The organism is Nonomuraea aridisoli (assembly GCF_003236395.1).
Classification (GTDB): Bacteria; Actinomycetota; Actinomycetes; order Streptosporangiales; family Streptosporangiaceae; genus Nonomuraea; species Nonomuraea aridisoli.
This window is the reverse complement of sequence record NZ_POUD01000077.1, coordinates 1-15,503: the sequence shown is the minus strand read 5'-3', so window position 1 is coordinate 15,503 and position 15,503 is coordinate 1. Positions and strand designations below refer to the sequence as shown.

14 protein-coding genes are annotated in these 15,503 nt (G+C 70.8%); 6 read left to right on the top strand and 8 right to left on the bottom strand.

Annotation, left to right across the window (positions count from 1 at the left end; genetic code table 11):
* Positions 1-188: 188 nt before the first annotated feature.
* Positions 189-797 (bottom strand): TetR/AcrR family transcriptional regulator, encoded by a 609-nt coding sequence (locus C1J01_RS19820; RefSeq protein WP_235854544.1) that lies wholly within the window; start codon positions 795-797, stop codon positions 189-191.
* Positions 798-885: 88 nt separating this feature from the next.
* Here C1J01_RS19820 and C1J01_RS19815 point away from each other — a divergent pair, with 88 nt between their 5' ends.
* The 3 genes from C1J01_RS19815 to C1J01_RS19805 all read left to right on the top strand — a co-directional run bounded on the left by C1J01_RS19815 (position 886) and on the right by C1J01_RS19805 (position 3,856).
* The gene (locus C1J01_RS19815) at positions 886-1,620 is read left to right on the top strand and encodes an SDR family oxidoreductase (protein WP_111180469.1); all 735 of its coding nucleotides are present in this window, start codon (positions 886-888) and stop codon (positions 1,618-1,620) included.
* 172 nt (positions 1,621-1,792) lie between these two features.
* Positions 1,793-3,097, top strand: coding sequence for a diaminopimelate decarboxylase (lysA, locus tag C1J01_RS19810; RefSeq protein WP_111180468.1), 1,305 nt, complete (start codon positions 1,793-1,795; stop codon positions 3,095-3,097).
* 51 nt (positions 3,098-3,148) lie between these two features.
* Positions 3,149-3,856: a histidine phosphatase family protein gene (locus tag C1J01_RS19805; protein WP_111180467.1), complete on the top strand. Its 708-nt coding sequence runs from the start codon at positions 3,149-3,151 to the stop codon at positions 3,854-3,856.
* Here C1J01_RS19805 and C1J01_RS19800 read toward each other — a convergent pair.
* Together C1J01_RS19800 and C1J01_RS19795 are read right to left on the bottom strand one after the other, a co-directional pair.
* Complete coding sequence (locus C1J01_RS19800; RefSeq protein WP_111180466.1) at positions 3,755-4,297, bottom strand: NUDIX hydrolase; 543 nt, start codon at positions 4,295-4,297, stop codon at positions 3,755-3,757. The genes C1J01_RS19805 and C1J01_RS19800 overlap by 102 nt on opposite strands.
* A gap of 152 nt (positions 4,298-4,449) precedes the next feature.
* Entirely contained in the window at positions 4,450-5,064 is a 615-nt protein-coding gene (locus tag C1J01_RS19795) for a TetR family transcriptional regulator (protein ID WP_111180465.1), read from the bottom strand.
* Between the two features lie 66 nt (positions 5,065-5,130).
* Here C1J01_RS19795 and C1J01_RS19790 point away from each other — a divergent pair, with 66 nt between their 5' ends.
* The 3 genes from C1J01_RS19790 (at position 5,131) to C1J01_RS19775 (ending at position 9,769) form a co-directional block, all read left to right on the top strand.
* Positions 5,131-6,033 (top strand): SDR family NAD(P)-dependent oxidoreductase, encoded by a 903-nt coding sequence (locus C1J01_RS19790; RefSeq protein WP_111180464.1) that lies wholly within the window; start codon positions 5,131-5,133, stop codon positions 6,031-6,033.
* Between the two features lie 178 nt (positions 6,034-6,211).
* A complete protein-coding gene (locus C1J01_RS19785; RefSeq protein ID WP_111180463.1) occupies positions 6,212-9,028 on the top strand; it encodes a beta-L-arabinofuranosidase domain-containing protein in 2,817 nt (938 codons plus the stop codon).
* A 360-nt stretch (positions 9,029-9,388) separates the two neighbouring features.
* The gene (locus C1J01_RS19775) at positions 9,389-9,769 is read left to right on the top strand and encodes a VOC family protein (RefSeq protein WP_111180461.1); all 381 of its coding nucleotides are present in this window, start codon (positions 9,389-9,391) and stop codon (positions 9,767-9,769) included.
* A gap of 77 nt (positions 9,770-9,846) precedes the next feature.
* Here C1J01_RS19775 and ggt read toward each other — a convergent pair whose 3' ends face one another.
* The 5 genes from ggt to C1J01_RS19750 all read right to left on the bottom strand — a co-directional run.
* The gene (gene ggt / locus C1J01_RS19770) at positions 9,847-11,703 is read right to left on the bottom strand and encodes a gamma-glutamyltransferase (RefSeq protein ID WP_220039999.1); all 1,857 of its coding nucleotides are present in this window, start codon (positions 11,701-11,703) and stop codon (positions 9,847-9,849) included.
* Between the two features lie 131 nt (positions 11,704-11,834).
* Positions 11,835-12,287 (bottom strand): hypothetical protein, encoded by a 453-nt coding sequence (locus tag C1J01_RS19765; protein ID WP_111180460.1) that lies wholly within the window; start codon positions 12,285-12,287, stop codon positions 11,835-11,837.
* A gap of 68 nt (positions 12,288-12,355) precedes the next feature.
* On the bottom strand, positions 12,356-14,185 hold the full coding sequence (locus C1J01_RS19760) for a CocE/NonD family hydrolase (protein WP_181448860.1): 1,830 nt from the start codon (positions 14,183-14,185) through the stop codon (positions 12,356-12,358).
* 220 nt (positions 14,186-14,405) lie between these two features.
* Positions 14,406-15,221 (bottom strand): SAM-dependent methyltransferase, encoded by an 816-nt coding sequence (locus C1J01_RS19755; RefSeq protein ID WP_111180458.1) that lies wholly within the window; start codon positions 15,219-15,221, stop codon positions 14,406-14,408.
* A gap of 43 nt (positions 15,222-15,264) precedes the next feature.
* The coding region (locus C1J01_RS19750) for a methyltransferase (protein WP_268958730.1) at positions 15,265-15,503 on the bottom strand (239 nt) is incomplete at its 5' end.

Here is a 15,503-nt window from a genome sequence, read left to right as displayed (position 1 = left end):
TCGAGCCGCCGCCGGCCATCGTCGCGACGCTCGTCATGGTGGTCGGCGGATGGGTCGGCGAAGCCGGCCGGCAAGCCTTCCGACCGCGAGATGGCGGCCTGCCTCGACTGCGCCAGGAAGGTCCTCCTGGAGGAGGCCCTACGGCCGGCCGACCATGAGAGACGTCATCGCGGAGGGAGCCGGTGTCGTCACGGGCGGATGCCGGTGAGGAGGTTGCGGGTGAGGGTGGTGGCGAACTCGTCGGTGATGGGGAGGTCGGGGAAGAGCAGGAGGCGGTGGTAGAAGGGGCCCCAGAGCTGGTCGGCCACCGTGTCGAGGTCGATGTCGGTACGGAGCTGGCCGCGGGCCTGGGCGCGGCGCATCGCCTCCACGGCGAGGTCGCGCCGCGGCCGCGAATAGTGCCGGAGCAGCTCGTCGGCGAGGTCGGGGTCGGTCTGCGCCTGGCCGATGATGCCGGCGATGACCCGGCCGGCCGGGGTGTCGCTGAGGAGCCGGGCCAGCGCGCGGAGCTGGGCGGTCAGGTCGGCCTCGATGTCGCCGGTGTCCTCGAAGGCCAGGGCCGACTCGACGGCGTGGAAGTAGCCGTCCAGGGCCAGGGCGCCCTTGGACGGCCACCACTTGTAGATCGTCGTCTTGCTCGCCCCGGCCAGCTCGGCGACCCGCTCGATCGTGACCCCGCCCATGCCCTCGTCGAGCAGCAGCGCGGCCGTCGCCGCGAGGATGTCCGCGCGTACCTCGGCCGCCGGCCGTCGTCCGCGCCCGCGTCGTGGCGGCTTCCGCTCTTCGTGCGCCTCCACTGGCGTCCTTTCGTCCCATGTATATGGACGATAAGTCCATATAAGGGTATATGGTCGATGTGTTCATATAGTGCAGAAGGAGGCACGCATGTCCACCCCCACCAGGGTCGCACTCGTGATGGGCGGCTCCGGCGGCATCGGCCGCACCGTCGTCGAACGGCTGGCCGCCGACGGGATGGCCGTCGGCGTCCACTACGCCGGCAACCGGGACGCGGCGGACGAGGCCGTGAAAGCCATCGAGGCCGCCGGCGGCCGCGCGATCACGGTGACGGGAGACGTGGCCGACGAACGCGAGACGGCGGCGGTGTTCGACGCGATGGAGGCGGTTTTCGGCGGGATCGACGTCGTCGTCAACGCCGCGGGCATCCTGGCGCTCAGCCCGCTGGCGACGTTCGACCTCGACGTGCTCGACCGGATGCACCGCACGAACATCCGCGGCGCCTTCGTGGTCGCGCAGCAGGCCGCCCGCCGGGCGCGGGCCGGAGGCGCGATCATCGGGTTCTCGACGTCGCAGACCAGGATGGGCTTCCCCGGCTACAGCGCCTACGCGGCGAGCAAGGCCGCCGTCGAGACCATGACCTTCGTGCTGGCCCGCGAGATGCGCGGCCGCGACGTCACCGTCAACGCGGTCGCCCCGGGCCCCACCGCGACGGCCATGTTCCTGGAGGGCAAGGACCGGGCGACGATCGACCGCCTGATGGCGCAGCCCCCGCTCGAACGCCTCGGCACCCCGGCCGACATCGCCGACGTGGTCTCCTTCCTGGCCGGTCCGGCCCGCTGGATCAACGGCCAGGTCATCTATGCCAACGGCGGCATCGCCTGACGGTCTCCTGTCACGGGCATTGTCACGGGCGCTGTCACGGGCGCTGTCACGGGCGCTGTCAAGGTCGCGTCAGGATTCACGGGATCGGTGTCCGGATCGCGTAGGGATCGCCGGGTACGCTGCCCGAACGGTCTTAGCGTCTGCTGTACGACCTCTCCGAGGAGGAAAGCAGATGTCAGAGCCCCTTCCGCCCGGCGGCCCATGGTCGGCCACCACCCGCTTCGAGCCGGTCGCCCGTACCGGGGGCGTCCCGCTCGCAGACCTCGCCGAGCGCTTCGGCACCCCCGCGTACGTCCTGGACGAGGCCGACGTACGGCAGCGCTGCCGCGCCTACCGCTCGGCCCTTCCCGGCGCCCGCGTCGTCTACGCCGCCAAGGCGTTCCTCTGCCGGGCGATGGCCGCCTGGATCCGTGAGGAAGGGCTCGGCCTGGACGTCTGCTCCGGCGGCGAACTGGCCATCGCCCGGTCCGTCGGCTTCCCCGCCGACCGCATCGTCTTCCACGGCAACGCCAAGTCACCCGGTGAGCTGCGCCAGGCGGTGGAGTGCGGCGTGGGGCGCGTCGTCGTCGACAACCTCGCCGAGATCACCCGGATCGCCGGGCTTGTTCCGCCCGGCGGGCGGCAGAAGGTGCTGCTGCGCGTCATCCCCGACGTCGAGGCGGGCGCCCACCCGGCCGTGCGCACCGGTGGCGAGGGGCAGAAGTTCGGCCTGTCCGTCGCGACCGGAGACGCCGCCGCGGCCGTGGCCCGGGTGCTGCGCCAGCCGGAGCTGGAGCTGGCGGGGCTGCACTGCCACCTCGGCTCCCAGATCCGCACGCCCGAGCCGTACGAGGAGGCGGCGCACGTCATGGTGGAGCAGCTCGCGCGGGTCCGCGACACGTACGGGGTCGTCCTGCCCGAGCTGGACCTGGGCGGCGGCCAGGGCATCGCGTACCTGGAGGGCGAGTACTTCCTGACCCCCGCCGACTTCGCCGTGCGGGTGGTCAAGGCGGTCGAGGAACGCGCCGCGGCCCTGGGCCTGCCCGTTCCGCGGCTGATCGTGGAACCGGGCCGGTCGGTCAGCGGCCCCGCCGGGCTCACGCTCTACCGGGTCGTCGCCGTCAAGCGCGCCCTCACCCGGACGTTCGTCGCCGTCGACGGCAGGATGAGCGACAACCCCCGCCCGTCCCTGTACGGCGCCCGCTACACCGCCCGCCTGGTCGGCCGCCGCTCCGGCATGCCCGACCGCCCGGTCACCCTGGTCGGCCACCACTGCGAGGCCGGCGACGTGCTCGCGGACGACGTGCCCCTGCCGGCCGACGTGCGGCCGGGCGACGTCCTGGCGGTGCCGGCGACGGGCGCCTACCACCACTCGATGGCCTCCACCTACAACCTCACCGGCCGCCCGCCGGTCGTCGCGGTCCACGACGGCACGGCCCGGCTGATCGTACGCCGCGAGGAGATCGACGACCTGCTGCGCAGGGACGTAGGGCTGTGAGCCCCCAGCCCCCCTGACCCAGACGGAAAAGTAGAGTAACGTTCCGAAATTGTGGGATCTGAGAGTGAAAAGCCGGTCGAATACCGGCAAGGCCGGTTCCGTACGCCTCCTGGGGCCACAGAGTTGCTGCTGGTCCGGCATGGCGAGTCCGAGCCCGCGCGGCCCGGTCACCCGTTCCCGCTGGTGGACGGCCAGGGCGATCCGAGGCTCGCGCCCGAGGGGCTCGAGCAGGCGGAGCGGGTGGGCCTCCGGCTCGCGGCCGAGAGCATCGACGCCGTCTACGTGAGCACGCTGCGGCGTACGTCCCAGACCGCCGCGCCGCTCGCCGCCCGGCTCGGCCTGACGCCGATGGTCGAGCCCGACCTGCGCGAGGTGCACCTCGGCGAGTGGGAGGGGGGCCTGTTCCGGCAGCGGGTCGCCGAGGGCCACCCGATCGCGCAGCGGATGTCGGCCGAGGAACGCTGGGACGTGATCCCCGGCGCGGAGCCCGCCGCGGCGTTCTCCGAGCGCGTGCGCAAGGTGCTCGCCAGGCTGGCCGCCGCCCACCCCGACCAGCGGATCGCCGTGGTCACCCACGGCGGCGTGATCGCCGAGGCGCTGGCGATCGCCACGGGGTCGCGGCCGTTCGCGTTCCTCGGGGCCGACAACGCGTCGGTGTCACACCTGGTGCTGACCGAGGCCCGGTGGATCCTGCGCCGCTACAACGACACCGCCCACCTCACCGCCGCCTTCACCACCACGGCCGCCCCGCCCACCTGAGGCGATCAGCCGGCGGTGCGACTCCAGCAGGCCCTCCGGCAGGTCGTCGGGGGAGCACCAGCGGGCTTCGACGATCTCCATCGGGTTCAGCCGCAGCGTGCCGCCGCCGGCGTACCGGGCGGCGTAGGCGACCTCGATCCGGAGCCGGAACCCGCTCCGCAGGTGCACCAGCTCACCCACGCTGACCTCCAGCCCGGTCTCCTCCCTGACCTCGCGGACGACCGTCTGCTCGAACGTCTCGCCCCGCTTCGCGCCGCCCGTCGGCAGCCCCCACTGCCGGCCCTCGGGCCAGAACCGGTGGCGCAGCAGCAGCACGTTGCCGTCGCGGTCGCGGACGACGCCGGTGACCCCCACCATGAACTTCGCCTGCGACAGGTAGAGCAGCCGCCACTGCGTCGAGCCGCGGATGCCGCGCCAGACCCGGGCCATCAGCCTCTTCACCGGCGTAGCGTACCGCCCGCTCCGGGCGGGCCCCCGGCGTCGCTCGTGAGCCGGGGCCGACGGCGGGTAGCGGCCCTGTGTGCCGACCAGGTCTCGGCTCGGCGGGCCGGCGGCCCGTCTGGGCGGGATCGTCGTGATCGCCGGCCTGACGGTCAGCGCCCGGGGATGGCGTTCATGGCGGTCAGGGCGGCTCGGGAGACGACCTCAGGCATGGGCAGCGCGGCATCGCCCCGGCGGACGTTGGCCATGGCGGCGGCGATCACCGCGCCCGTCACGGAGCCGATGACGGCATGGGCGTCCGTCTCGTCCAACTCCTCGGGGAACGTGTCCGCGAGGGCGCCCGCCCACTCCGCCTGGATGTCGAACAACCGCCGCAACGCCACGGCGCGCAGTGCGGGCACGGTCGCGACGAGCCGGGCGCGGACCGCGGTCAGCCGGTCGTCGGGGTCGATGCTCCACATGCCGGGGGTCACGAACTGCTCCACGACGCGCACGAGGATCTCGCGCATCGACTCGCCGGGACGCCGCGCGGCCAGCAGCTCACGGACGGCCTCCACCTGCTGCGGCTGGTCGGCGAAGACGAGGTCCTCCTTGGCGGGGAAGTACGTGAAGAACGTCGCGGGTGAGATGTCGGCGGCGGCGCAGATGTCGGCGACGGTGGTCGCGTCGTAGCCCTTCTCGTCGAACAGCGTCAGCCCGGCCTCGATCAGCGTGCGGCGGGTCCGCAGCTTCTTGCGTTCGCGCAGCCCCATGCCGTTGTCTCCCATGCCGTCCAGGATAGCCAGAAGCCGGATAGACTCCAAAATCAGAGTCTCTCTGACTTTGGAGGAGCTATGGATATCCGCAGGGGCATGACGGCGTTCGTCACGGGTGGATCGCAGGGGATCGGGCTGGGCATCGCGCGGGCGTTCGCGCGCGAAGGGCTGCGCCTGGCGCTCGCCGACATCGACACCGACGCGCTCGCGCGCGCGGCGCGCGAACTGGCCCCACTGACCGAGGTGGAGTGCTTCGAGCTCGACGTACGCGACCGCGCCGCCTTCGCGGCGGCCGCCGACGAGGCCGAACGCCGCCTCGGCGCGGTCTCGATCCTGGTCAACAACGCGGGCGTGGGCGTCGGCGCCCTGCTGACGATCACCGAAGAGGTCTCGTACGCCGTCTGGGACCACGTGGTCGGCGTCAACCTCGACGGCGTCAACAACGGCGTCACCACGTTCCTGCCGCGCATGCTCACTCGCGATGCCCCCGGCCACATCGTCAACACCGCCTCCGCGGCGGGTCTGACCGTGTTCCCCGAGCGCAGCTCCGGCTACACCTACCACGCGTCGAAGTTCGCGGTCGTGGGGCTCACGGAGGCGCTGCGCCGCGGCCTGCGCGACGAAGGCCGTCAGATCGGGGCCGGTGTCCTCGTTCCCGGCATGGTCGCCACCGGGGTCGGCGGCAACAGCCTCAACACCGCGCCGCCCGACGTGATCCCGGCAGGCGCCCGTGAGCGGATGCGCGAGGCGGCCGCCGCCGGTGACGCCGCACTCGCCGCGTACGGGCGTGACGTCGATGCCGTCGGCGAGCTGGTGGTCGACGGCATCCGCGCCGACCGGCTCTACATCCTCACCGACCGGCTGGCCGCCGACGCCCTCACCCGCCGCACCCGCGCCCTGCTGGAGGCGATGCCGGCCGAGCGTGGTCCGTCCGACGACGCGCTGGCCCGGGCGATGAGCGAACGCCGGTCACGCTCGTGACCGATCGCAGATCCGGCTCGGGCGGGCCTCCTGGTCGGTCCGGGGACGAAGGACCGCGAACCTGATCTTGACGGGTGCCGTTACTTCGTCGAAACTCGTTGCTTGACAGCCGAAGTGTTAGCGCTATCAGTACGTCCGGCCTCCTCCCTGGTGAAACGCTCGCGCGCAAGGAGTAGAGATGACGCACATCATGCCCAGACGCGAGGTGTTACGGCTGGCCGCGCTGGCGGCCGCCACGCCTTCGGCGTTCTCCCTAGTCTCCGGAACCGCCCAGGCCGGCACGTCGGCGCCGCTGCCGCAGAACGATCCGCCGATCCCGGACGGCTGGCAGGTGCGGCCGTTCGCCAATCGTCAGGTCGCTCTGGGCGACAGCCTGTTCAGCGCCAACCGCGACCGGATCCTCACCTTCCTGCGGGCCTATCCGGCCGATCGCATGCTGGCCAACTTCCGGGCCAACGCCGGGCTCGACACGCGGGGCGCGCAGCCGCCCGGCGGGTGGGACGACGCGACCGGCAATCTGCGCGGCCACTACACCGGCCATTTCCTCAGCGCCCTGGCCCTGGCGTACGCGGGCTCCGGCGACGCGTTCTACAAGGACAAGGTCGACTACATGGTGACCGCGCTCGGCGAATGCCAGGACGCCCTCGCCGAGCGGGTCGGGCAGCCCGCGCCGCCGCCGACGCCGGTCGCCAGAGTGGCCGGGAAGTTCGGCAGGGCGGTGAAGCTCGACGGGCCGCAGTACGTGTCGCTTCCCGCCGACGTCGTGAGCGGCCTGGACGACGTCACCATCGCCCTGTGGCTCAACCCGGCCGAGATCAGCACGTGGTCCAGGATCTTCGATTTCGGCAGCGGCACCACGCGGAACATGTTCCTCGCCGTGAGCGCGGGCTCCGCGCCGAGATTCGCCATCACCGTCAGCGGAGGCAACGGCGAGGAACGCATCAACGGCGACGGCCAGTTGCCGGCGAACCAGTGGACCCACGTCGCCGTCACCCTGTCCGGCGGCACCGGAACGCTCTACGTCAACGGCTCCCCGGCCGGCACGAACACCGGCATGACCCTCAAGCCGTCCAGCCTCGGCCGGACCGGCAACAACTGGATCGGGAAATCGCAGTACGGCGACCCGTACCTGAAAGCCGCCGTGGACGACTTCCAGATCTACGACCGGGCGCTCACCCGGGCGGAGATAGCCGCCCTCATGGACGGTCCGGGCGGCGGGAACGTCGTGGCGTACCGGTTCGACGAGGAGAGCGGCGAGCGCGCGGCCGACTCCTCGGGCAGGGGAGCCGACGCCCGGCTGGTCTCCGAGGACGGCGGCCACCCCGGCCCCAGCCACCCCGGCTACCTGGCGGCCTACCCGGAGACGCAGTTCATCCGCCTGGAGGAGTACGCGACCTATCCCACCATCTGGGCGCCGTACTACACCTGCCACATGATCATGCGCGGGCTGCTCGACGCCTACCAATACGCCGGCAGCGAGCGGGCGCTCGAGATCGTGCTGAAGATGGGCGACTGGGTGCACAGCCGGCTGGGCAAGCTGCCGCGCGCCCAGCTCGACCGCATGTGGAGCATCTACATCGCCGGTGAGTACAACGCCATGAACGCCGTGATGGCCGAGCTCCACGCCATCAGCGGCAAGGAGGAATACCTCACCGCGGCCAAATGCTTCGACAACACCCCGCTCCTCACCGCCACCGCCGCCGACCGGGACACGCTGGAGCGCAAACACGCCAACCAGCACATCCCGCAGTTCATCGGCTACCTGTCGATCTACGAGCGAACCGGCGAAGATCGTTATTTCACCGCGGCCAAGAACTTCTGGGACATGGTCGTGCCGCACCGCATCTTCGTCACCGGCGGCCTGGCCGGCCCGACCGACAACGGCGAGCTCTTCGGCGCGCGCGGCGTCATCGTGGGCACGCTCGGCACCAACAACGCCGAGACGTGCTGCAACTACAACATGCTCAAGCTGAGCCGGGCCCTCTTCTTCCACACCGCCGACCCGAAATACATGCAGTACTACGAGCGCGCGCTCTACGGCCAGATTCTCGCCTCCCGCCGCAACACCGAGAGCACCACGAATCCGCTGCTGACGTACTTCATCCCCATGCGGCCGGGCGCCTCGCGCAGTTACGGCAACATGGGCACCTGCTGCGGCGGCACCGGCCTGGAAAGCCACACCAAATTCCAGGACTCGATCTATTTCCGCTCCGCGGACGACTCCACGCTCTACGTGAACCTCTACCTGGCCTCGGAGCTGAGCTGGCCGGAGAGGGGCTTCACCGTCAGGCAGTCCACCGACTACCCGGCCGATCCCGCGGGGGAGACGACGCTCACGGTGGACGGCGACGGCCCGCTCGTGGTGAAACTGCGCGTGCCGTACTGGGCGGAGAAAGGCTTCACCGTACGCGTCAACGGGGACGTGCAGGACCTCGACGCCAAGCCCGGTGCGTACGTGACGCTCGACCGGAGCTGGCGCCGCGGTGACCGGATCACGATCGCGATGCCGTTCTCGCTGCGGGTGGAGAAGGCGCTCGACATCCCGACCACGCAGAGCATCGCGTACGGGCCCGTTCCGATGGTGGCCAAGAGCGACGAGACCACCTTCCGCGAGTTCTCCTTCTACCGGGACTTCACCCTGTCGGGCGACCTCGCGGACGCGGTCACGTCCACCGGGCCGATGACGTTCACGACGCACGGCCTGCCGCTGGTCCCGCTCTACGTCAACGACACCGACCGCTACCACGCCTACTTCCACCGGGTCGAGCCGAAGATCGTCTTCGGCGATGCGGACTCCGGTGTGCCGAACCGGGCACGCGAGGACTCGGTGACGTTCCTCGACGCGGTGTGGGCCGAGGCGCCGTTCGACAACCAGGGACGTTTCCGGTCCACCGTCGCCCGCACCGCGGAGACCTGGGTCGCCGCCGGCCTGATGACGCCCGCCGAGAAGGACGCGGTGGTCTCCGCCGCCGCCAGGGCCCGTCTCGACCCCTGACCGGCCTGGACCGCTTCACCTGTGTCTCCGAAGGATGCTCCGGCCTTCAGGCCGGTGAGGAATTCGGACTGCTGCGAAGCGGGGCGGGGAGAGACGAATCGCCGTCAGGGCGATGCGTCGTCTGCCTCGGCGGACTCGCGATCGGTCTCCAAGCGGTGGACGATTTCGGAGTCGAGGGATCGCCGGGCGGACTCCGCCTGGGCGGCCGGCCACGTATGAAGGCCGGGTTCGGCCTGGCGGGGACGACCAACCCGGCTGGTGCTGATCGCGTAAGACCTCCCGACCCGCTGGGGCAGGAGGCAGCGTGAGCCAGGAATCCCCTTCCCTTCAGGGAGGGGAGCAGTCAAGTAGCCTGGAGGTATGTCCGTCCAGCTGAATCACACGATCGTGGCGGCCAAGGACAGAGATGAGACCGCCGCGTTCCTGGTCGACGTGCTCGGGCTGGAGCCCGCGCCGGTCTACGGTCCGTTCCGCGTCGTCACGCTCTCCAACGGCGTCTCGCTCGACGTCGTCCAGGTGAGCGAGGCGGTGCCGTCGCAGCACTACGCGTTCCTGGTCAGCGAGGAGGAGTTCGACGCGATCTGGGGGCGGATCAAGGAGCGCGGCCTGACGTTCTGGGCCGATCCGCACCACCAGCGTCCCGGCCAGATCAACACCAACGACGGCGGTCGCGGCCTCTACTGGTCCGACCCCAACGGCCACAACCTGGAGATCATCACCGTCCCGTACGGCGGCGGCTGACCACTCCCGGACTCACCGGGAGCCGTGGCCGAGGGACAACGGACGGCCTGGCGTGCAGGCCGTCCGCCGTTTCCGGGTCACCAGCCTCCGGCGTGGCCGTCCTTGCGCGGGTCGGAGCCGGCGCGGTAGACGCCGTTCACCGGGCGTTCGTAGGCTTCGCCGCGCCGCTCGCCCTTCCCGCTGGGCAGGATGGGCTCGGGCAGGCGCGGATCGGGCTCGAACAGGATGCCCTGGTAGCCGCCCGCGTGCCCGTTGGCCCGGTTGAGCCGGTGGCCCATCTCCTGCAGCCGCGGGCCGACGAGGTCGAACAGGTAGGAGTCCAGGCTGGTGACGTCGTTCGACTGGCTGTGGTCGAAGCGGGCGACGTCGGTGGTGGCCTGGACGTTCATGCCGAGATCGATCATGTTGATGATGTGCTGCGCGTGGGCCTGCGGCTGGGTGCCGCCGCCCATGTTGCCGAACGCCATCACCGGCTTGCCGTCCTTGGTGATGAAGCTGGCGATGATGGTGATGAACGGCCGTTTGCGCGGCGCCACCACGTTCGGGTGGTCGGCGTCGAGGGTGAAGCCGGATCCGCGGTTGGCCAGCACGAAGCCGTACCCGGGGATGGTCACCTTGGAGCCGAAGTCGGAGTAGTTGCTGTTGACCAGCGAGACCATGTTGCCCCACCGGTCCGCCGTGGCGAAGTAGACCGTGCCGCCCAGGTCACTGCCGTTGACCTCGAGCGGGGTCGCCCGGTCGGGGTCGATCTTCGAGCACAGCGTCGCCGCGTACTCCTTCGACAGCAGCCGGTCCAGCGGCGGGGCGGCGAACTTCGGGTCGGCGTTGTGGGTGTGCAGGTCGGAGTAGGCGAGCTTCTTCGCCTCGATGAGCAGGTGCCAGTACCGCGGGTCACGCGGCCCCAGCTCACCCAGGTCGAACCCGAGCCGCGGCACGCACACGTCGAGGATGTTCAGCATCTCCAGGGCCGCGAACCCCTGGCCGGGCGGCGGCAGCTGGTGCACGTCGTAGCCGTGGTACTTGGTGGACAGGGGTGTCACCCACTCCGACCGGTACTCCGCCAGGTCGTCGCGGGCCATCACGCCGCCGGCCGCCCGCGACTTCGCCACGATCGCCTCGGCGATCTCACCCTTGTAGAAGGCGTCGCGGCCCTTCTTGCGCAGCACGTCCAGGGTGCGGGCCATCTCCGGGTTGCGGAAGACGCTGTAGAGCTCGGGCGCCTGGCCGCCGGGCAGCCACGTCCGCGCAGAGTCCGGGTCCTGCCGCAGTGTGCTGACCGACGAGCGCCACTGGCCGTGCATGCGCTCGTGGATGGGGAAACCCTGCTCCGCGTACGTGGCGGCCGGTTCCAGCACGTCCTTGAAGCCCATGCTGCCGAAGCGCTTCAGCAGCGCGTCCCAGCCGGAGACGGTGCCGGGCACGACCGCGGAGTTGATGCCCCTGCCGGGCACCTCGTCCACGCCGAGCGTCTCGGTGAAGTACTCGGGGGTCCACGCCTTGGGCGCCCACCCGCTCGACGCGAGCGAGTAGAGCTTCTTGTCCTTCGCCGACCAGACGATCGCGAAGAGGTCGCCGCCCATGCCGGTGCTCATCGGCTCGACGACGCCGAGCGTCGCCGACGCGGCCACGGCGGCGTCGATCGCGTTCCCGCCTTGGAGCAGGATGCGTTCGGCGGCGGCGGTGGCGAGCGGGTTGCTGGTGGCGGCGATGCCGTTGCGGGCCAGCACCTCGGATCGGGTCTGGTCCAGGTAGCCGACCGGGCGGGTGGCCGGTACCGCGGTGTTGTTCACGCCGGGGTTGGGGGTGGCGGCGTTCGGTTTGCCGAACGGGGTCGGCGAGCCGGGTTGTTGCTGGGCGAGCCCCGGGCCGGGGCTCATGCCGAGCAGGACGAGCAGGGTGACGGTCAGGGGCAGTAATCGGCCCTTGCGCCTCATGGGCTCCCTCTCTGTCGAACGACCTCAGGAGCGGCATCCTCGGAACACGAGATGCGCCTGATCACTCGTATACGCAATACCGTATGCCGAGTCAACCGCTATTGACCTTCAGTTGTCGTGAAATGTCAGACCTATCTGCGCAACGCCTCCGCCGCCTGCCGCGCCACGCGGAACGCGAGGTCCGGATGCGTGACCATCGCGGCGAGCAGTTCGGGCAGGGCGGTGTGCGCGGCCAGGCTCTCCTTGACCTCGCGGGCGCCGTCCTCCATGAGGAGGCGGGCGATCTCGGGCTCCAGCCCGTCGTACTCGGCCACGAGCCGGCGCAGGACGTCCGGCGGGCAGTGCGGGTTCTCCACGACGGCCTGCCGGGTTCTCAGATCGGGGTCGCCGGCGAGGGTCCGGAGCAGGCCGGGGTCGTCCCGGGCGGCGACGGCTCGCCGTACGGTCGCGGAGCCGTCCGTGACGAGGAATTCGAGGATCTCCCGGCCTGCTTCGGGGGACCGCGCCGCGGCCACGCGGGACCTGACCCGCCTGTCCCTGGCGAGCTGCCACAACGATGCCGCGGCGCGGCCGTCCTGGTGCATGGCGCGGCTTTCCTGTCGCAGGGACGTGCCCCGGCGGCCGGATGCGGTCGCCGGGGCACGTCGTTCGGTCAGAAACGCAGGCCGTCGGTTCCGTTGACGACCGGGAGGGTGAGCTTGCTGCCGTTCAGGTCGATCGTGATCTCGCTGCCGACCGACACCTGGTCGCGGGCCGGGCGGACCTGGCCCGGGTCGGCGTTGTAGTTGCCGGTCAGGACCAGCCCGATGCGGTGACCGGCGGGGATGACGTGCTCGGTCGGCAGGGTGTTCCACCGCACCTGGTACTTCTTGCCGGGGGTGAGGTCGTCGCTCCGCCGCAGGTCCGGCATGTTCTGCGCGTTCACGTGGCCCCAGGCGAGCACCCGCTGCGGCGTGATGGCCTCGGTGACCTCCACGGGCGTCGCGCAGCCGGTGAGGTTGACCAGGTCCTCCGGCTGGCACGGCTCCTGCACCAGCTCCAGCGGCTCCTTGCCGGCCACGGTGACCGTCGGGCCCTCGCCGTAGTCGACCACCATCGCCGACAGCAGCGCGCCCGTCGCGTTCGTGGACATCCGTACGTCGAGGCTCGGCGTGCCGGACAGCCGCAGCTCCTCGGTCAGCGGCGGGGTGACGTAGACCAGCCGGCCCGGCCGGGCCTCGGACGGGTCCCCGACCTTGACGGCCTGGGACTCGATCTGGTCGACGAAGCTCTGCGTCGGGTTACCGGTGGTGGCGTCGGCCGACAGGGTGCCGGCGACCTCGCCGGTGGCCGGGCCGAACGACAGGCTCACCGCGGACGTGCTCGCGTCCGGCCAGCTCGAATGCGTCTCCCACGAGCCGTCGGGACGCTGGATGTCCGCCATCGGCTCGTCCATGACGCCGTTGTCGACGTCGTACAGCCAGTGGTCCATCCACCGGTGCATCACGCTCTGCCATTCGGCGTTGCGGAAGCTCGTGGGGTTGGAGTGGGCGCCGCGGTGGATCCAGATCTTGCGCGGCATCTGCCGCTTGGCGACCTCGTACCAGAGGTTCGCGAAGTGCATGGTCTTGACGTTGTAGTCCGTCATGCCGTGGACCATGAACACCGACGTCTTGCCGGTCTTGATCTTGTTGGCGTCGGGGAGGTAGCTGCGATCCTGCCAGAACGGCGTGAAGTCGCTGTCGCCGGCCTGCTCGGCGTCGCCGAGCGCCTCGATGCGGGACTCGCACGCCGGGGCCGACGCCGAGCCCGGGGCGCTACGGCCGACGGAGACGTAGTTCGCCAGGTACTCGGTGTACCGGGTGCCCCAGCTGGCCCAGGCGACGCCCTGGTCGTTGGCGTAGCTGTACCAGTCGGAGATCGCCGCGATCGGCACGACCGTGCGCAGGCCCGGGACGCCTTCGGTGGCGACGGCGTTGGGCAGCGTGCCGACGTAGGAGACGCCCTGCATGCCGACGTTCCCGGTGCTCCAGCCGGCGACGGCCTCGCTGCCGTCGGCGTAGAAGCCGCGCGCCCGGCCGTTGAGCCAGTCGACGGCGGCCTTGATGCTGATGGTGTCCTCGGGGCCGCCGGTGGTCGGGCAGCCGAACGACCGGCCCGTGCCCTGCATCTCGACCTGGGCGATGGCGTAACCGCGCGGCACGAAGTACTCGTCCCACCAGCCGGGGAAGCCGCGCGTGCGGTCCGGCGGCGGCTGGGACGAGCGGCCGTAGTAGGGGCTCGCCTCCATGATGGTGGGGATCTTCACGCCCGACTCGGTTTCGGCGGGGCGGATGATGTCCATGGCGATCAGGTCATTGCTTCCGTCGCCGTCGCTGTCCATCGGGGTTTCGACGTAGACGACTTCCTGGATCGCTTCGGAGTAGGCGAACACCGGTTGTGTCACGCCGTTCTCGACCGAAATGCCGGTCGGCTGCACCTCCGCCGACGACGGGGTGCCCATTCCCAACGCTGTCACCACCGCGGTGACCGATAAGACAGAGACCGTTCTGGAGAATCTCATGCAACCTCTCCGACCCACAAGCGCTCTGATCGTTTCGATGAGCGTAGGTAGGGCTGGGGGAGGTGTCATCGAACGAATGTTGAAAAATCCGGACTCGTCGTTCGACAAACTGCAAAGGTCGTCCGGCGAGCAACCGGACGACCCGCCACGGACGTGCGGACTACGGCTTGCGGCCCACGGCGCCGTACTGGAACACCTCACGGTCCTGGTAGCTGGTGCCGGTCTCGGGGCGCCACCGCGGCAGCGACACCAGGCCCGGCTCCACCAGCTCCAGCCCGTCGAAGAAGGCCAGCAACTCCTCGGGCGTGCGCAAGGTGAGCGGGGTCGCGCCGCTGGCGTTCCACTGGGCGGCGGCGTCGTCCATCGAAGGGCTCCGCACGCTGTGCGCGATCGCCAGGAAGCTGCCGGACGGCAACGCCTCCAGGAGCGTACGCACGGACGCGTGCGCCTGCTCGGCGTCGGGGACGAACTCCAGCACGCCCATCAGCATCAGCGCGGTCGGACGGGACAGGTCCAGCGTCCGCGCGGCCGCCTCCACGATGGCGGCGGGCTCCCGCAGGTCGGCGTCGATGTAGTCGCTGGCCCCCTCGCGCGTGCTCGTCAGCAGCGCCCGCGCGTGGGCCAGCACGATCGGGTCGTTGTCGACGTAGACGATCCGCGCCCTGGGGTTGACCCGCTGCGCCACCTCGTGGGTGTTGTCGGCCGCCGGGATGCCCGTGCCGACGTCCAGGAACTGGTCGATGCCGCACTCGCCGGCCAGGTGACGCACGGCGCGGCCGATGAACTCCCGCTCGGCCCGCGCGTTGACCGGCAGGTCCGGCATGACCCTGACGATCTCTTCGCCGACCTCGCGGTCGGGCGCGTAGTTGTCCTTGCCTCCCAGCCAGTAGTTCCACACCCGGGCGGGGTGCGGGACGGAGGTGTCGATCCGCGCGAACAGCGCCGCCTTGTCCGTCTCCTGGGCCTCTCCGCCCATCGCAGCCTCCTCATCGGTCCCTCGGCCAGGGCACCAACATAGATCATCGATGCCCGCGAGCGGGGGCGAACGTGACCACGCATTCGATGAGGGAGTTGCCCCACTCCCGCGGCGGCAGCGGCGTGAGGCTCCGCAGGTCCAGCCCGGCACGCCCGGCGAGCTCGGCCAGCTCCGGCTCGGTGCGCTCCCGGCCGCCGAAGTACGCCAGCATGCACAGGTCCATGTGCGTCACCGTCCGCCGGTCGCGCCCGCCGCCCGCCACCAGCTCGCACAGCAGGACCC